Raw genomic sequence first — 16,425 nt, forward strand, 5'->3', positions numbered from 1 at the left:
GAAATTTTACCTTTAAACCATGCGCAAGGTATTTTTCATTGCTGGACTTACCGTCATAAGCCTCTTGTTTTATGTGACGGCGTGCCGTACGGATACAAACCAGATGGCTACCGGCACCATTGATTTCAATTATCAGGTCAGGCCCATCCTGTCGGACAAATGTTTTAAGTGTCATGGACCGGATGCCAATAAGCGTGAAGCCGGCTTGCGTCTGGACCTGAAGAATGCTGCCTTCGCGGAATTGCCGGAAGATTCCGGCAAATATGCGATCGTTCCCGGCAGTCTCGAGACCTCCGAACTCTACCACCGCATCATGACCGCGGACAGTGCAGAGATGATGCCCCCGCCGGAATCCAATCTTGCATTGACCGAAGAAGAAAAAAAGATCCTTACCCGCTGGATTGAGCAGGGCGCCGTCTACAAACCGCACTGGGCATTTATCCCGCCAGAATCACCGGAAGTACCCGGCATGCTCGGAAACACCTGGGCTGTAAATGAAATCGATGACTTTGTGCTGGCTAAAATGCAGACGGTAAAGCTAAAACCCAATGATCAGGCTGATAAAGAACGCTTGCTGAAAAGAGTCTATTACGACCTGACCGGGCTACCACCGGATATCGCAGCCCAGAATGCTTTCCTGGCCGACGATTCTCCTGATGCTTATGAACACGTGGTGGACCAGCTGCTGCAAAATCCCCATTATGGAGAAAAAATGGCTATGCACTGGCTTGATGTAGCGCGATATGCAGATTCGCATGGTTACCAGGACGACGGCCCCAGAACGATGTGGCCATGGCGAGACTGGGTTATTCATGCATTCAACGACAACTATCCCTACGATCAATTTGTCACCTGGCAGCTGGCGGGAGACCTGATGCCACATGCGACCAAAGAAATGATCCTGGCCACCGGATTTAACCGCAATCACAAGATTACCCAGGAAGGTGGCGTCATTGATGAAGAATACCGGGTCGAATATGTAACCGACCGGACCAACACTTTTGGAAAAACGTTCCTTGCCCTTACCTATGAATGCGCGCATTGCCATGATCATAAGTACGACCCCATCTCCATGGACAGTTATTATGGTACGTTCGCATTCTTCAATCAGGTCCCGGAGAAAGGATTGTACGGGGATATCTCTGCTAATTCGCTGGCAGACCCGCCCTACATGACCATCACCGCCGCAGACCGGGATTCGTTGCTTAATTTCATCGACAATCAGGATTCAGTAGATGTACGGGTGATGATCATGAAAGACTCCTCCGTAATCCGACCGACCTATATTCTGGAGCGTGGCGTCTACAGCGCACATGGCAAAGAAGTGGAGGTATCCACTCCCAGGGCCATCCTGCCCTTCGACACCCTGGCCTATCCTAAAAATCGCCTGGGACTCGCCGAATGGCTGTTTAATGACGACAATCCTTTGACTGCACGTGTTTTTGTCAACCGGATCTGGTCCCTATACTTCGGCAGGGGCCTGGTGAAGACCAGCGGTGACTTTGGCATGCAGGGTGAACTGCCTACTCATCCCGAACTGCTGGACTGGCTTGCTGTGGACTTTCGGACTCACGGATGGGACATCAAACGGCTGGTACGTCAAATGGTGTTATCCGCCACTTATCGGCAGTCCGCCCAAATCAGCAAAGAAGCACTGGCCACAGACCCGGAAAACATCTATTTATCACATGCGCCACGCATACGCTATGCCGCAGAACTGGTCCGTGATATGGTTTTGGCATCCGGAGGATTGCTCAACGATAAGATTGGTGGCCCCAGTGTGAAAACGTATCAACCGGACGGAATCTGGGAAGCAGCAACCTCTGGCAGAGGTCCGTTGGCTACCTATGTCCAGGACCATGGCGAATTGCTCTACCGGCGCGGTATGTATCAGTTTATCAAACGCACTGTGCCTCCGCCGGTCATGCTGACCTTTGACGCATCCAACCGCGATCAATGTGAGGTACAGCGCATAAAGACCAATACACCGCTGCAGGCGCTGGTCATGCTCAATGATCCGCATGTGATAGAAGCATCCCGGGTAATGGCAGAGCGGTATGTAACCCAAAATGAGCCTGTCGAAACCAGCCTGAGTGATGCCTTTCAGCGCATCGTTTGCCGGAAAGCAAAGGATAAGGAACTCACAGTTTTGAATGAAATTTACCAGGAGCAGGTCAAGCGGTACCAGCAGGACTCAGCCGATGCAAAGGTATTTCTGGATAGCGGTGAGTACCCACATCTGGAAAATGCAGATCCTGCCCGCGTAGCTGCTATGATGGAAGCCATCCAAACGATTTACAACATGGAAGAGTCCATAACCAAAACCTGAGCCTTATGTCCAATCCATTTTTTGAAAACCGGATGCAAGTCACCAGAAGGCATTTTCTGGGTCAGATGGGTGCCGGACTGGGCACCATCGCCCTGGGCTCGATCCTGCAGCCTAATTTAGCCAAACAGGCAGCTTCTCCAGTGGGAAGTATGGGTCTTGCGGGCATTCCCCATTTCGCCCCCAAGGCCAAACGGGTAATCTATCTTTTCCAGAATGGTGCTCCTTCACAGCTGGAGACCTTTGATTACAAACCATTGCTGAATAAAATGATCGGTGAAGATCTGCCGGAGTCGATCCGGCAAGGTCAGCGACTCACTGGTATGACAGCAAACCAAAGCCGGTTTCCACTGGTAGGATCCTATTTTAAATTCCAGCAATATGGTAACTCCGGTGCGTGGATCAGTGAACTCTTTCCGCATATGGCACAGGTGGTAGATGATCTTTGCATTATCAAGACCATGCACACCGATGCCATCAACCACGATCCGGCATTGACATTTATGCAAACCGGAGCTCAGCAAGGCAACCGTCCCAGCATGGGTGCCTGGCTAAGCTATGGATTGGGTAGTGAGAATGCCGACTTACCGGCCTTTTGTGTTTTACTTTCCCGTGGCAAAGGGAATGGTCAGGGTGTGTACTCCAAGCTCTGGACCAATGGATTTCTGGACAGCATCCATCAGGGCGTTCAGTTCAGCAGTGGTGAAGATCCCATATTATACCTGAACGACCCGAATGGCATGAACCGGGAAAGCCGCCGTTCCATGTTGGACAAGCTGAATGTCCTCAACAATATGACCTACGATGAATTTGGCGATCCGGAGATCCAGGCTAAAATCCAACAATACGAACTGGCCTACCGGATGCAAACCGCTGTACCGGAAATTACAGATATCAAAAAGGAACCGGACTACATCCTCCAGATGTACGGGCCGGATGCCCTGGTTCCCGGTACTTATGCGGCAAACTGTCTGCTGGCGCGTAAACTCTCCGAAGCCGGCGTTCGGTTTATACAGCTTTATCATCAGGGTTGGGATCAGCATGGCAACCTGCCGACAGAAATGCCGATGCAAGCAAAAGATGTGGACCAACCTACCGCCGCCCTTATTCGTGATCTGAAACAAAGAGGCCTGCTGGATGAGACGCTGGTGATCTGGGGAGGTGAATTTGGACGTACCAACTACTGCCAGGGCACATTAATGGCCAATAACTACGGTCGCGATCATCATCCGAGAGCCTATTCCATCTGGGTTGCCGGAGGAGGCATCAAACCGGGGATCGTTTATGGAGAAACCGATGACTTTGGCTACAATATCATCGAAAATCCGGTGGACATCCATGACTTTCACGCCACGCTGCTGCGGTTACTGGGTATCGATCATGAACGCTTAACCTACAAACATCTGGGACGGCGGTACCGCCTGACTGACGTCTCCGGACAGGTGATCAATGGCATCATGGCATAAAGTAGAGTTAATCTGTAACAGGCATTTGACCTAACCAACAATCCTCCATCGACATCATTGGAATGCGAGAATAGCATTACTTTCAGCCGCAACAATCAAAAGCATGGTACGTATCCTGCCAATACCTCATGATGTAAACAGTTCTTACCTCCGTGGCACAGCCGGGGGACCGCCACGGATCCTTGCCCAGGAACATACCGGATCCGCTAATGTCTATGCAGAGGGCGGTCGCGCAATCCGCCTGAATGAGGACTACCGTGTATTACCGGAAATTCAGGTATCTGGCCTGCAAGGCGATGAGGCTTTCACCGTAATCCGCGATCGCGTCCGTCATGAAATGACTCAGCCGGATGGATCGCTGTTCTGTTTCGGTGGGGACCATTCCATCACCTATCCGGTCCTGGCGGGTTATGCAGCAGTCCAGCAACCGGTACATGTGCTTCAGCTGGACGCCCATAGTGATCTGTATGCCAACCTGGATGGGAATCCTTACTCACACGCCAGTCCTTTTGCCAGACTCCTGGAACAAAATTTAATCGCCTCTCTGACACAGGTGGGCATCCGGTCACTTACTCCCCATCAGCGAGAACAGGCCGCCCGGTACCAGGTCCGAATCATTGAAATGAAAGAACTGAATCAACCGTGGATCCGCGATCTGAGGCATCCTCTGTATTTATCGCTGGATCTTGATGTATTGGACCCCGCATTCGCTCCAGGCATTTCGCACTATGAACCAGGGGGTATGAGCAGCCGGCAATTGCTGGACATTATCCAGGCGCTCCCCTCGCTGACAGGCGCTGATATGGTGGAATACAATCCTGACCGCGACATCCATGAAATGACCGCTATGGTCGGCTACCGGTTGATGAAAGAGATTATTTGCAAACTGGTCTGATCAAATGCCCGGAAAGCAGGTGATGATTTTCCAACAAAAGATTAGAATCGATATCCCATTCGTTGTAATTCCGTAATCATCGTATCCAGCTCCCAGTATAGCTTATTGGTGCGGTAAGGACTACTGCCAACATGAATAAGTATAAAAGCTCCATTCAGGGCACCGTTTCGCGCATCCTGCAGTGTCTTCCCCACAATTTCCATGGTAGACCGGTAATTTTTATCATCCGGCACAGTATAATCTGCCTGGGTGATCAATCCCGGGGTGAAATTTATTAGGGTTAGTCCTTCCTCTTTACACCATTCACTGATGGACTGGTTGTACCACTCGTAGGGAGCCATAAATAAGGTGTGTTCTTTCCGCCCAATCCCGAATGGTTTAAGCGCCAGGTAGTTGCTGTCCAGATCCTTTTTCCACGCATCATGAGTCACCAGCAATGAGTCCCTCTTCGACCAATCCGCATACAACAGGTGACGATTGGAGTGGCAACCAATGTAGTGGCCAGCATCCTTTATCTTTTGTATAGCCAATGGATAAGCCCTGATAAAATCTCCGGTAAAGAAAAAATACCCTTTGATGCTGTGGTTGTCCATAATGTGGAGTATGCTGTCAACCCCATCCGCATATTCATGTCCGGTGAACAACAGTCGAATACGCGCTTCGGTGCTATCACCCCGGGTGATCGCTCCCCAGGGATCTACGGTGTAATTCTCCAGAGTGTCTCCTGCCCAGAGTGCTACTGCGGGTTGGTGGGGTGTCTCCATCTGCTGGCAAGCCGTAAGCAGAAGCAGAACCAGTGAGATACCTGAAAAAAAAGAAACCCGATTATTAACCATAGTTGGAAAAATATTTGTTAAATATATCATAGGAAAACTTAACCCCGCATCCATTTGCAGGGAATATTGTTTCGGTGAAGAAGTATTGTTGCTATGAACAAAGCATTTTTACAAAAGATATTTGAACTCCATCAATCGTGTGACCGCTGCCCGTCACCACAGGTGGTCGCAGAATTTTTCAATGATCTCCTTGGTTCTTTATTTCCGGACTATACGCAGCATGCATACCGCAATGTGAAGGAACTCGAGATGCACCTGGAGAAGTTGCAGCTTTCGCTGGAAGAGTTGCTCTACTTCAACATTGGCCCTGAAAGGGATCATGCCGAAGCCCTGGCAAATCATTTCTTTAATGCACTGCCTAATGTCCATGATTTGCTGGAAGGTGACATCCAGGCCATGTTTGAAGGAGACCCCGCCGCTCGGTCAAAGCATGAGATCATCCGGAGTTACCCCGGTTTCTTTGCTATTGCTGCCTACCGGCTGGCGCATGCATTACACGACCTGGGGGTCAAAACCATACCCAGGATCCTCACCGAGCATGCACATGGCAAGACCGGGATCGATATTCACCCGGGAGCCGAGATTGGACCCAATTTCTGTATCGACCATGGTACCGGAGTGGTTATCGGTGAGACGTGCATCATCGGGAGTCATGTCAAAATATACCAGGGGGTAACCCTGGGTGCATTGAGTGTAGATAAAGTCGATGCTGATTCCAAGCGGCATCCTACCATCGAAGATCATGTGGTCATTTATGCCGGCGCTACCATATTAGGTGGGGAGACGACCATCGGACATCACTCCGTGATCGGAGGTAATGTGTGGCTTACCCGGAGCATACCTCCCAACAGTAAAGTCTATTACCAGGCTCAGATGAATATGGGGGATTCCGGAACCTCTGACATGATGGTATTCAAACAATACAAGTAATGAAAAAACTGACGGAGCTGATCGGCAATACCCCACTGGTGGAGATCCAGCATATATTTCCATCCCGCCAGGTAAAGATCTATGGCAAGCTGGAAGGCAATAATCCGGGAGGAAGCGTGAAAGACCGGGCTGCTTTTGGTATGATCACCGGGGCACTGTCACGGGGAGAGATCAAACCAGGCGATCAATTGGTTGAGGCAACCTCCGGAAACACCGGGATAGCACTGGCCATGATTGCCCAGCTGATGAAGGTCGGCATGACCCTGATCATGCCGGATAACAGCACGAGGGAACGGGTCCTGGCGATGGAAGCCTATGGCGCAAAAGTCATCCTGACACCTGCTGCAAAAACGATCGAATATTCCCGCGAATTAGCCGAAGACATGGCCTCCAATCAGGGTTATTTCATGCTGAATCAGTTTGCCAATCCCGACAATTACGGAATGCACTACCGTACCACCGGACCTGAGATCTGGAATGATACGCATGGTCTTGTCACGCATTTCGTATCCTCCATGGGAACCACCGGTACAATTATGGGTGTATCCCGGTCGCTTAAGGAGCATAATCCGGACATACAGATCGTGGGCACCCAGCCCACCGAAGGTTCTTCGATTCCGGGTATCCGGCGCTGGTCTCCGGAGTTTCTCCCAAAAATTTACGAACCCAGTCGTGTCGACCGGTTGATTGATGTGAGTGAAGACGATGCACGAACCATGACCCGGAGAATGGCCAAAGAAGAAGGCATACTTGCCGGAATGAGCAGTGGGGGCGCATTGTACGCTGCTGTCAAATTAGCACAGGAGCTGAAATCCGGTCTTATCGTGTTCATCATTTGTGATCGTGGAGACCGCTACCTGAGTTCTGATCTTTTTGGTTGAACCATACAGGCTGAAATACCCGGTATGCAGGGGATTCACAGTGAAAATCTGGGTGCATTACCACTTTCATTTTATCTTTGAGCAAACCAAAAACCGGAACCAATGAAGCTTTGGCATCTTCTACTTATGATCTCTCTGGTTGCATTTGTACAATGTAAATCCGGGAAAAAAGCGCTGCGGAAAGGCAATTACGAACATGCCGTATATGACGCTCTGGATCGCCTCAAAAAAGCACCTAATAATGATAATGCCCGCGAAACACTGGCAAAAGCCTACCCAGCCCTGGTCAACTATTACCTGAATCAGAATGATCGTTCAAAGGCATCATCCGATGTGCTGAAGTGGGATAAGATCTATGACAACCTGACTGCACTATCATCGGTTTATGATGAGATCCTGCGAACACCGGCAGCTCAGGAGGTCATCACCCCGACAGATTATACCCGGGAGCAGGAGGAGGCAAAAATAAACCTGATGGCTGCACGGTATAAATTGGGTACCGATGAACTGGCCAAAGGATTCAGGGAAAACGCTAAAATTGCCTACGACCATTTCCTGAGGATCTACTCCCTTGACCCTACCTATAAAGATGCCGAGGACAAAATGTATGAAGCCCAGAGTGCGGCCACGATCTACGTAGAGGTCACTCCAATCCCGATGCAAAGGGCCTATTCCCTGTCCTGTGACTTTTTCCAGAACCAGATCCTGGAGTTTGTGCGAGCCGAGAACCTGAGTCCATTTGTCCAATTCGTTTCCAGTGCTGAAGCCAGAAGCCGCAACCTGCGTATTGATCATGTGCTGCACATGGAATTTGATGATTTTGTGGTTGGTAATGGCTATGAGAAAGAAGTCATCAACAATGTTACCAGGGACAGCGTCATCGTAGGCACTGTCAAACAGGCTGATTCCACAATAAACGTCTATGGCACCGTCAAAGCGGAAGTCCATACGTACCGGCGCACAATAAGCTCCAATGGAACACTGGACCTGAAGGTTATGGAAAACAACACCAATAATCTCTTGACCCAGCGCAAGTTCAGCGGGGGGTATGACTATGTGGATGAATGGGGCTATTTCAATGGTGACGAACGAGCTCTGGACAAAACGCAAAAAGACATCTGTAAGCGCAACAAGCGACTGCAGGACCCAACCCCGAACGATCTTTTTATCAAGTTTACCGTTCCCATCTATGACCAGGTAACCCGGTACATCCGTGATTACTACAAGGCTATTTAAAAGTACCCAGGTTAAAAGCTGGGGCTATGGGGTGTTATGCTCCTATTTTGGGGTCCCCAAATTAAAACCTGGGGTTATGAGGTGATATGCTTTTACCTTTGCTACCTCTTTTACCTCTTTTACTTCTTCTACCTCTTCTATATGATCAACCGCACCCCGCCCAGTTGTTCGATGCGATACGGGAACCGGTCGGTAGGAGAACCGATGAACATAAAATTGATGGGTATCCTCCATTTTTTAGAAAGGTCCTTGATGATTTCCGGCCCGAACGTGCCAGGGATCTCGATGTATTCGATCTTCACTTCGGGGTATTCGCGGTCCAGGACTTCAATATCGGTCTTAAGTCTGTCAGGAGCCGTTTCACCATTTTCAACGATGGTGACGATCTTCAGTTTGCGGGTATGTTCATTGCGGGTAATGTATTGCATCACTTTGTTCAGAACCGATACGTCATCACCTTTTGCGAAGAATACAAACTCCTGAGAGTTGATTTCATCGATCAGGTTCAGGATGCCCTGATTGGTCCTGCGGACGAATTTTTGAATGGGGGCAAACAGGTATTTGATCACTTCCAGGACGCCCCAGAGTATTTTGGTTCGGTTTAGCATGATTGTCACCAGGATCAGCGCCGGAATGAAATACTCCAGGAAGACACCGAGGTACTGTGGATTCATGATTGCATTACCCACAATGGCCGCTCCCACTGCGGCAACCGCGATGATGATGGAAATCGGGGAAGCGCGCTCCGGACGCGGCAGTTTGCGCCGTTTTATCTTCAGCAGTATATTACCAAAACCGAAGAGAGCCATGACCAGCAGGAAAGAAATTGTGTAAACACCGGCTAAAGCTCCCAATTCTCCACGGGTGATCGTGAGAATCGAAACACACAGCAGAAAAAACAGGATGATAATGCGGTAAGCCGCACCACGGCGGTTCTTGCTTAACAGAAAATTGGGCAGGATACGGTCCAGCGTCATCCTTTCGAGCAGTCCGCTTACCCCTACATAAGCAGTAAGGACTGCACCGCTAAGCACCAGCGCTGCATCCACGGATACCAGAGTCGACAGCCAGTTACCTCCAATTTTACTCCCCATAAAGGACAATAAAGCTTCCTGGTTAGCATTTACCTCAGCGACCGGGATGATCGATAAAGCCAGGAAGGCCATCAGCGGATTAAAGATGCTGACGACTATCCACATATTGCGTAGCGTCTTTGGAAAGACCCCTTCTGCCTGTTCTTCCACAAAATTCGCAGAACTTTCAAAACCAGAGATCCCTAACATGGCGGCGGCGAAACCAAAGAATAACGCCTCTTTAATTCCGCCCTTGACAGGCAATTGGTAGTTTGCAGAAAGGACATCAAATCCATTGGTTAGCAAGTAATATCCACTCACCAGAACCAGGAGTGTCAGGGAGAATAAATGGAACACAAAAATGCCGATGGCCACTTTGGAGGACTCTCCGATCCCCAGGATGGTCAGACCCATAAATAAAGCCAGCAAAACGATGGTGGCTATGATCACCGGAAATCCATGCCAGATGCTGTGTACATAATGCATGGCTTCACTGGCTGAAATGACCGCCGTTGCCATATAAGACAACAGGGTCAGCGTAGCAGCCAGGGAGGCAGTGGATTTCCGGGTCGTGTTCAGAAGTGCATTGTATGCACCACCATTCAGGGGGAGCGCCCCAACGACCTCACCATAGATCCTGCGAAACAAATACAAAACGCCGGCTACAATGAGTAATGCAAGCCATGCATATTGTTGTGCATAAATGATTGCTAACGCTGAAACATAAAGACAAGAAGAACTGATATCATTCCCGCAAATAGCCGTTGCAGCTATTTCATTCAATTTCTTAGTAGTACTCACTTTCGATACTTATTTCCTCAATTTAAAACAAGATGTAAGCCGTAATGATCTAGAGATCAGGCATATTCTTCAAACCTGGATTATTTGGGATGTAAAATCCGGATATGGATTTTTACCAGAATTCGATTAAATATAAGGGCTTTGTATCTATTTCATTTGCTTTCAAAGCCTGGTTGATAAATTTCCGAGGATTTTTCGCAGTTTTTCCATGCCTACCCTCTTCCATTTTTTACTTTTAATCGGAACAAAGTAAAGTCACATGCAATTAGGGTTTGTTTCAGCCATATTACCGGATCTCAGTCTTAAGGAAATACTGGAATTTGCTGCTTTCAGTGGCTACGATTGTGTGGAAGTCATGTGCTGGCCACAGGGTCAGGACAACCGGCGATATGCCGGCGTTACGCACATCGATGTAGCCGGACTTACCAATGCAGAAGTCAGCAGTATTAAAAATCTGCAGGCATCGACAGGGGTCTTGATCAGTGGTTTGGGTTATTATCCAAACCCCCTCGCCCCGGATCCGGTAGAAGCAAAGGTCTATACTGATCATCTGTACAAGGTTATGGACGCTGCTGCTGAACTGGATATCCGGAACGTAAACACTTTCATTGGCAGGAATCCATCGCTTTCGGTAGAAGAAAACTGGCCCCGGTTCCTGGAAGTCTGGCAGCCGCTGATACAATATGCAGAAGAACGCAAGATTTACATTGGCATAGAAAATTGCCCCATGTCTTTTGGCCGGGATGAATGGCCTGGTGGAAAGAACCTGGCTACCAGCCCTGCGATCTGGAAACAGATGTGGATGGACATTCCCAGCCCCTATTTTGGTCTGAACTACGATCCGTCCCATCTGGTGTTGCAATTCATGGACTATACCTTGCCCATTCGAAATTATCCGGACAAATTATTCCATGTACATGCCAAAGATATGCGTATCGATCAGGACAAACTGGACCGGCACGGTGCATTCAGCTACCCTCATTTCTGGCATACGCCTAAAATACCGGGATTGGGAAGCATTGACTGGGGAAGATTCTTTTCCTATTTGACGGATTCCGGATATCAGGGAGCCGTTTGTGTTGAGGTGGAAGACCGCGCTTTTGAAAAAAGCCCGGAACTGCGAAAATTGTCACTTGAATTGAGTGCGCGTTATTTAAGGCAATTCATATAATCCAGATATGACCTTAACGGACTGGATAGGATTTATTGGAGTGGCGATATTGGTTGCCGCGTATTTTCTGAATCTTATCAATGTGATTCAGAAAGAAAGTTATGCTTACCTCCTGGCAAATACCTGCGGAGCTGCCATTGCATGTTTCGCTTCCTACCTGTTGCATTACTGGCCTTTTATCCTGCTAGAAGGGTGCTGGACGGCTGTATCCTTTGTCGCCTTGATTCGTTTTGCTTTCGCCCGGAAATCAAGCCTTGCGGAATAATGACGCAATCAATTACCAGTCAATAAATAGCTCCTTAGCACCGAACAAGGAATACACCATCGGATACTATAACTACAAGTCACTGGTTTACAGAATATTAGATCAACAAACGGGTACTTATTTTTAAGCAGGCCTGCTTTGCTGGACAATTTGATTTTGTACCAGGCAACTTCCTGAGGCTCAAGTGATCAAGTCAAAATTAGCGTGGATACTTCCTATGAATTGCTAACTTTAACCTTTGTGTTCCGAATTTTCTGCTGCAGCCAATAAAACAATAATGAATCGTCTGTCAGGGATTTTCATTGGTTTACTTTGCTTTGCCGGAGCAATTGCTCAGGAGTATGATCCATTTCCACCTTCGGGCGTACCGGACCGGATCATGTTAAACCTGACCAGTTCGCCTGCCACCAGTATGGCTGTTAACTGGCGGGCTGCCGTCTATGTTAAAGAAGGTTATGTAGAAATTGCTCCTTCTGATCCGACACCTAACTTCCCTATCAATTCCTGGTCCATCCAGGCTGAACGAACTACGTTACTCACCAATCAGAATGCTGCCAATTTTTTCTCTGCTACCATGGATGGACTGCAACCGGCGACGACCTATGCTTATCGTGTGGGGGACAGCCTGAACTGGAGTGAATGGAATCAATTCACCACGGCCTCCACCGAGGCAAAACCCTTTTCATTCATTTACTTTGGGGATGCACAGAATGATGTTAAATCACTCTGGTCCCGCGCAATACGGGGAGCATTTCAACAAATGCCCAAAGCCCAGTTTATGTTGCATGCCGGAGACCTGATCAACCGCGCCAATAATGATGATGAATGGGGTGAGTGGTTCTATGCCGGAGGCTGGATGTATGCCGTTATTCCCAGTATCGCCACTCCCGGCAATCACGAATACCTCCGTACCAAGGAAGGAAATTATGTTGTAAGCGATCATTGGCGGCCGCAATTTAATCTGCCCCTTAATGGCCCGGAGGGTTTTGAAGAAACCACCTATTACATTGATTACGAAAATACCCGGATCATTTCTTTTGATGCGCCGGCATTTTACCGGTCGAGGGAAGACAGCACAGCACTGGTCCACTGGTTGCGGGAAGTCCTGGAAAGCAATACGCAACAATGGACCGTCCTTACACTGCATTATCCACTTTATTCCACAAAATATGGCCGGGACAATGCCGAATTGCGTAGCGCATTACAACCCATGATCGAGGCCAATCATGTCGACCTGGTCCTGCAGGGCCATGATCATACCTATGGACGGGGTACCAATATTCCGATTGGAATGGAACACATTCTGGATGGTCCCATTTATGTGGTAAGTGTAAGTGGACCTAAAATGTATGACCTGGGCTTTGACGGATGGATTCAGCGTGCCGGATCAAACATTCAACTTTATCAGACCATTTCCATTGATGGGAATCACCTCACCTATCAGGCCTATACTGCTGACAACAGGTTGTATGATGGCTTTGAATTGTTTAAGGAAGACGGCCACAATCTCTTCTTTGACCAGGCGCCTGCAGACCGCCCGGAAATACTTGCCCCTCCACCCCACTTCGAACGCATCTGGAATCGTGAATCGAAAAAAGATTATGAAACCCGCTTCAAAGCCTATATTAAGCGCCAGGGCCTAGACGTTAAGAAATCCGGTGGTAAAAATCGATAGGTTACTTCAGCCTTCCATAATTGCATTGGCAATCTTTCTCTGATGGTCAGATCCCCCTATTTAGGTTGATTAAGCCGGGTATTGCTGCCGGTAGATGTTCAGTTAAAGTCAATCAACCTGTCTTCTGGTATTTGTTGCGGTATTCGATGGGCGTTAATCCGGTGATTCGTTTGAATAACGAACGGAAAGCCTTTGTATCAGAATAGCCAACATCATACATGACTTCGGAAATGTTTTTCCGGGACGTTTCAAAATCACGCTTAGCCGCTTCAATCTTTATACGTTGCAGATATTCCAGGACGGTATTGCCGGTTGCCAGTTTAAATCTCCGTTCAAAACTGCGTCTGCTCAGTGCGACCTTCCGGGCCAGGTCATTGACAGTCAGCTTTTCGGTGAAGTTCAACTCGAGGTATTCCTGAATTTGGAGAATCTCCGGATCGTTGTGGTCTTTCTGACCCGTAAAAATGGCAAAAGCACTTTGATTATCGCGGTCAATGTCTATGGCGAAATATTTGGCAGCTAATATGGCGACTTCACGACTGGTATATTTCTCCAGTAAATACAGCAACAGGTTCCAATAGGAATTTGCACCACCACTGGAATAAATCCCCTGCTCATCGGTAATGATCGTCCCGTCCTGTACATCAACATCGGGATACGTATCCCTGAATTCCTGGTAATAAGCCCAGTGGGTAGAACATTTCCTCCCATCCAATAATCCTGTCGATGCCAGCAGGAATGCTCCGACACATAAAGAAGCGATCTCTGTTCCCTGCTCGACCTGATTGAGAATCCAGGGGATAAATGCACGATTGAGGTTGACAGCCCGCTGCATGTCACCAAATAATGCCGGAATGATAATCAGATCGGAAGGGTCCGCCTCTGTCAATACCCGATCCACATGAATGGTATAAACTTCATCCAACCGCACCTCAGACCTCAACCCAACCAGTTGAATCTCAAAAAGTGCCGGTTTACCCTGGGAGACAAGAAAATGGTTGGCCATATTGAACAGGTAGCGAGGATCTGCTATTGCCTCCATGACTGCATGTTCGGGAACCAGAATAGAAATTCTTTTCATGATTTAAAGATAAACAGATCATAATGACAATGTTCCAAAGATCCTTGGATCCAATTTCTGATATTTTATCTACCTTCCTCTAAAAGGAGGCTGATGAAAATAGCTATTGATCTGATAACAGCATTGGTCGGGATACTGCACCTGTATTTCATGTATTTTGAAATGTTTGCCTGGATGACAACCGGAAGGCGTATTTTCAAAAAATACCCCACTGAATTTTTTAAACAGTCCAAATCCTTGGCTGCCAATCAGGGATTGTACAATGGCTTTCTGGCTGCTGGTCTGTTCTGGACCTTTCTGATCCATGACGACAACTGGCAATCGAACATCCGGATATTCTTCTTAAGCTGTGTTGCAATCGCCGGAATTTACGGGGCATTGACCGCAGACCGGAAGATCTTTTTTGTTCAGGCATTGCCAGCGCTAATTGGCCTGATTCTACTCGCATTTAATTGATTGTTCAAAAGCTGGTTCCCCCCGCCGACCATCGAATTACCACAGATGGCAGTTCAGTATATACATATATTAAATACAGATCAGCTAATATTTACCCCTGAAGGAGGAATTATTCTTTGGAATTATAATTATCTTTTGATTTCCTGGTACTAAGCATGCGTTTTTTTCACCGACCAATACACACAAAATCGGACTCCTCAATTTCCATTTTGCCTGAATTGGTCCACTAAAAATTTAACCCGATGAAACCATCCAAATTACTGTTGTCTTTATGCTTATTATTTGCAGGACAAACGCTGAAAGCCGGTTGTGATGCTGAAGATGTCACACTATTTGTGGATTGTGCAGCCATTGGTGATCATTTTACCGTATCAGATGATGTTGCTGAGCTGGTGATACTGGATGAAGATGGTAACCACGTACCGAATCCGATTCCTCTGGTTCCACTGTATTTTTGTAAAACCCTCACTGTACTGGCTATTGTAGGAGATGACACCTGCTCTTCTACCATATCCATTCAAACTACCGGTCCCGAGATCCAGTTAGCGGAATTTGAGTCCGTAACTGCCCAAAATTATGCAGCAGATAATGTACCGCCCCCCATCATCATGGATTGCACCCAGGGTATCCGCGTTTATGATTATCATGATGACATTATCGGTGCCTGTGATGAAGTTCCACGGGTAAAACGGACCTACACAGCCTATGATAAATGTGGAAATACTTCTACTGCCGTCAAATATTTTAATGTAATTCCAGAGTTAGCCTGCACCATCATCGGGCCTTCCCGGATCTCTGCAGGCGTGCCGGTTGAATTCAAATTGCAGAAAGACCCGAAAGGAATATTTACAAATCCCGTGTGGAATATCAAAGGGAAAGACTGGATAATTGATTTTGACAAACTCAACGATGGCGAATCAAAAATCAGGGTTTTGGCTGGCCCGAATGCTGCTCCGGAAGCTGAGCTTGAATTGGACCTTTTTGATCTCTTTGGTTGCCAGCGGTCTTGCTACAAGGTCATCAACGTCATCCGGAACAACCGCTTCCTCGGCATGCAAGAAAATAGTGCGGATAATTATCAAATTAGTTTTGGTAATGAGTACATCCGATTGGCTGACCTCAAGCAGAATTTCGTCAGTGCATATCGCATATTCGATCTCTCCGGACGATTGGTAAGCTTTAACCGTACGCTTCCCGGCGGCAATATTGATATCAGTCTGGCAGGTATTCCACAGGGACTTTTCCTGATCTCATTACAAACGCAGGATGGCCCGGTGACTTATAAGTTTACCCGGCTCTAGACCACATTGTGACGTTTTAATGCAGGCCGGCC

Annotated in this window: 14 protein-coding genes; 11 read left to right on the forward strand and 3 right to left on the reverse strand. The window is 47.9% G+C overall.

Annotation, left to right across the window (positions count from 1 at the left end; all coding sequences use genetic code 11):
* The first annotated feature begins 19 nt into the window (after positions 1 to 19).
* From H6570_10270 to H6570_10280, 3 genes are all read left to right on the forward strand, one after another.
* Positions 20 to 2,329 (forward strand): PSD1 domain-containing protein, encoded by a 2,310-nt coding sequence (locus tag H6570_10270; GenBank protein ID MCB9319658.1) that lies wholly within the window; start codon positions 20 to 22, stop codon positions 2,327 to 2,329.
* A 5-nt stretch (positions 2,330 to 2,334) separates the two neighbouring features.
* Complete coding sequence (locus H6570_10275) at positions 2,335 to 3,792, forward strand: DUF1501 domain-containing protein (GenBank protein MCB9319659.1); 1,458 nt, start codon at positions 2,335 to 2,337, stop codon at positions 3,790 to 3,792.
* 103 nt (positions 3,793 to 3,895) lie between these two features.
* Positions 3,896 to 4,687 carry an arginase family protein gene (locus H6570_10280; protein MCB9319660.1) on the forward strand — a complete coding sequence of 264 codons (792 nt, stop codon included), beginning with the start codon at positions 3,896 to 3,898 and terminating at the stop codon, positions 4,685 to 4,687.
* Between the two features lie 41 nt (positions 4,688 to 4,728).
* Here H6570_10280 and H6570_10285 read toward each other — a convergent pair whose 3' ends face one another.
* Positions 4,729 to 5,523: a polysaccharide deacetylase family protein gene (locus H6570_10285; protein ID MCB9319661.1), complete on the reverse strand. Its 795-nt coding sequence runs from the start codon at positions 5,521 to 5,523 to the stop codon at positions 4,729 to 4,731.
* A gap of 93 nt (positions 5,524 to 5,616) precedes the next feature.
* Between H6570_10285 and H6570_10290 the strand changes: the two genes are divergently transcribed.
* From H6570_10290 to H6570_10300, 3 genes are all read left to right on the forward strand, one after another.
* Positions 5,617 to 6,453, forward strand: coding sequence for a serine acetyltransferase (locus H6570_10290; GenBank protein MCB9319662.1), 837 nt, complete (start codon positions 5,617 to 5,619; stop codon positions 6,451 to 6,453).
* Entirely contained in the window at positions 6,453 to 7,334 is an 882-nt protein-coding gene (gene cysM, locus H6570_10295; GenBank protein MCB9319663.1) for a cysteine synthase CysM, read from the forward strand. The genes H6570_10290 and cysM overlap by 1 nt, the downstream gene beginning before the upstream one ends.
* A gap of 102 nt (positions 7,335 to 7,436) precedes the next feature.
* The gene (locus H6570_10300) at positions 7,437 to 8,570 is read left to right on the forward strand and encodes a hypothetical protein (GenBank protein MCB9319664.1); all 1,134 of its coding nucleotides are present in this window, start codon (positions 7,437 to 7,439) and stop codon (positions 8,568 to 8,570) included.
* A gap of 137 nt (positions 8,571 to 8,707) precedes the next feature.
* Here H6570_10300 and H6570_10305 read toward each other — a convergent pair whose 3' ends face one another.
* Positions 8,708 to 10,444 carry an APC family permease gene (locus H6570_10305; GenBank protein MCB9319665.1) on the reverse strand — a complete coding sequence of 579 codons (1,737 nt, stop codon included), beginning with the start codon at positions 10,442 to 10,444 and terminating at the stop codon, positions 8,708 to 8,710.
* A gap of 259 nt (positions 10,445 to 10,703) precedes the next feature.
* On the opposite strand from H6570_10305, the gene H6570_10310 reads away from it, so the two are divergent.
* From H6570_10310 to H6570_10320, 3 genes are all read left to right on the forward strand, one after another.
* A complete protein-coding gene (locus H6570_10310; protein ID MCB9319666.1) occupies positions 10,704 to 11,615 on the forward strand; it encodes a sugar phosphate isomerase/epimerase in 912 nt (303 codons plus the stop codon).
* A gap of 7 nt (positions 11,616 to 11,622) precedes the next feature.
* A complete protein-coding gene (locus H6570_10315; GenBank protein MCB9319667.1) occupies positions 11,623 to 11,880 on the forward strand; it encodes a hypothetical protein in 258 nt (85 codons plus the stop codon).
* 277 nt (positions 11,881 to 12,157) lie between these two features.
* Positions 12,158 to 13,555, forward strand: coding sequence for a metallophosphoesterase family protein (locus H6570_10320; GenBank protein MCB9319668.1), 1,398 nt, complete (start codon positions 12,158 to 12,160; stop codon positions 13,553 to 13,555).
* Positions 13,556 to 13,667: 112 nt separating this feature from the next.
* On the opposite strand, the gene H6570_10325 is transcribed toward H6570_10320, so the two are convergent.
* Positions 13,668 to 14,636, reverse strand: a complete 969-nt coding sequence (locus H6570_10325; protein MCB9319669.1) for a helix-turn-helix domain-containing protein — start codon at positions 14,634 to 14,636, stop codon at positions 13,668 to 13,670.
* A gap of 93 nt (positions 14,637 to 14,729) precedes the next feature.
* On the opposite strand from H6570_10325, the gene H6570_10330 reads away from it, so the two are divergent.
* Complete coding sequence (locus H6570_10330) at positions 14,730 to 15,092, forward strand: DUF1304 domain-containing protein (GenBank protein ID MCB9319670.1); 363 nt, start codon at positions 14,730 to 14,732, stop codon at positions 15,090 to 15,092.
* A 242-nt stretch (positions 15,093 to 15,334) separates the two neighbouring features.
* Complete coding sequence (locus tag H6570_10335; protein ID MCB9319671.1) at positions 15,335 to 16,393, forward strand: T9SS type A sorting domain-containing protein; 1,059 nt, start codon at positions 15,335 to 15,337, stop codon at positions 16,391 to 16,393.
* Positions 16,394 to 16,425 lie beyond the last annotated feature (32 nt).

The sequence above is a fragment of the Lewinellaceae bacterium genome (genome assembly GCA_020636135.1).
Lineage (GTDB): Bacteria > Bacteroidota > Bacteroidia > Chitinophagales > Saprospiraceae > JAGQXC01.

What these genes read in the sequence shown, in the direction of transcription:
- H6570_10270 (MCB9319658.1), top strand. Translation starts at nt 20, where the DNA reads ATGCGCAAGGTATTTTTCATTGCTGGACTTACCGTCATAAGCCTCTTG.
- H6570_10275 (MCB9319659.1), top strand. Translation starts at nt 2,335, where the DNA reads ATGTCCAATCCATTTTTTGAAAACCGGATGCAAGTCACCAGAAGGCAT.
- H6570_10280 (MCB9319660.1), top strand. Translation starts at nt 3,896, where the DNA reads ATGGTACGTATCCTGCCAATACCTCATGATGTAAACAGTTCTTACCTC.
- H6570_10285 (MCB9319661.1), bottom strand. Translation starts at nt 5,523, where the DNA reads ATGGTTAATAATCGGGTTTCTTTTTTTTCAGGTATCTCACTGGTTCTG.
- H6570_10290 (MCB9319662.1), top strand. Translation starts at nt 5,617, where the DNA reads ATGAACAAAGCATTTTTACAAAAGATATTTGAACTCCATCAATCGTGT.
- cysM (MCB9319663.1), top strand. Translation starts at nt 6,453, where the DNA reads ATGAAAAAACTGACGGAGCTGATCGGCAATACCCCACTGGTGGAGATC.
- H6570_10300 (MCB9319664.1), top strand. Translation starts at nt 7,437, where the DNA reads ATGAAGCTTTGGCATCTTCTACTTATGATCTCTCTGGTTGCATTTGTA.
- H6570_10310 (MCB9319666.1), top strand. Translation starts at nt 10,704, where the DNA reads ATGCAATTAGGGTTTGTTTCAGCCATATTACCGGATCTCAGTCTTAAG.
- H6570_10315 (MCB9319667.1), top strand. Translation starts at nt 11,623, where the DNA reads ATGACCTTAACGGACTGGATAGGATTTATTGGAGTGGCGATATTGGTT.
- H6570_10320 (MCB9319668.1), top strand. Translation starts at nt 12,158, where the DNA reads ATGAATCGTCTGTCAGGGATTTTCATTGGTTTACTTTGCTTTGCCGGA.
- H6570_10325 (MCB9319669.1), bottom strand. Translation starts at nt 14,636, where the DNA reads ATGAAAAGAATTTCTATTCTGGTTCCCGAACATGCAGTCATGGAGGCA.
- H6570_10330 (MCB9319670.1), top strand. Translation starts at nt 14,730, where the DNA reads ATGAAAATAGCTATTGATCTGATAACAGCATTGGTCGGGATACTGCAC.
- H6570_10335 (MCB9319671.1), top strand. Translation starts at nt 15,335, where the DNA reads ATGAAACCATCCAAATTACTGTTGTCTTTATGCTTATTATTTGCAGGA.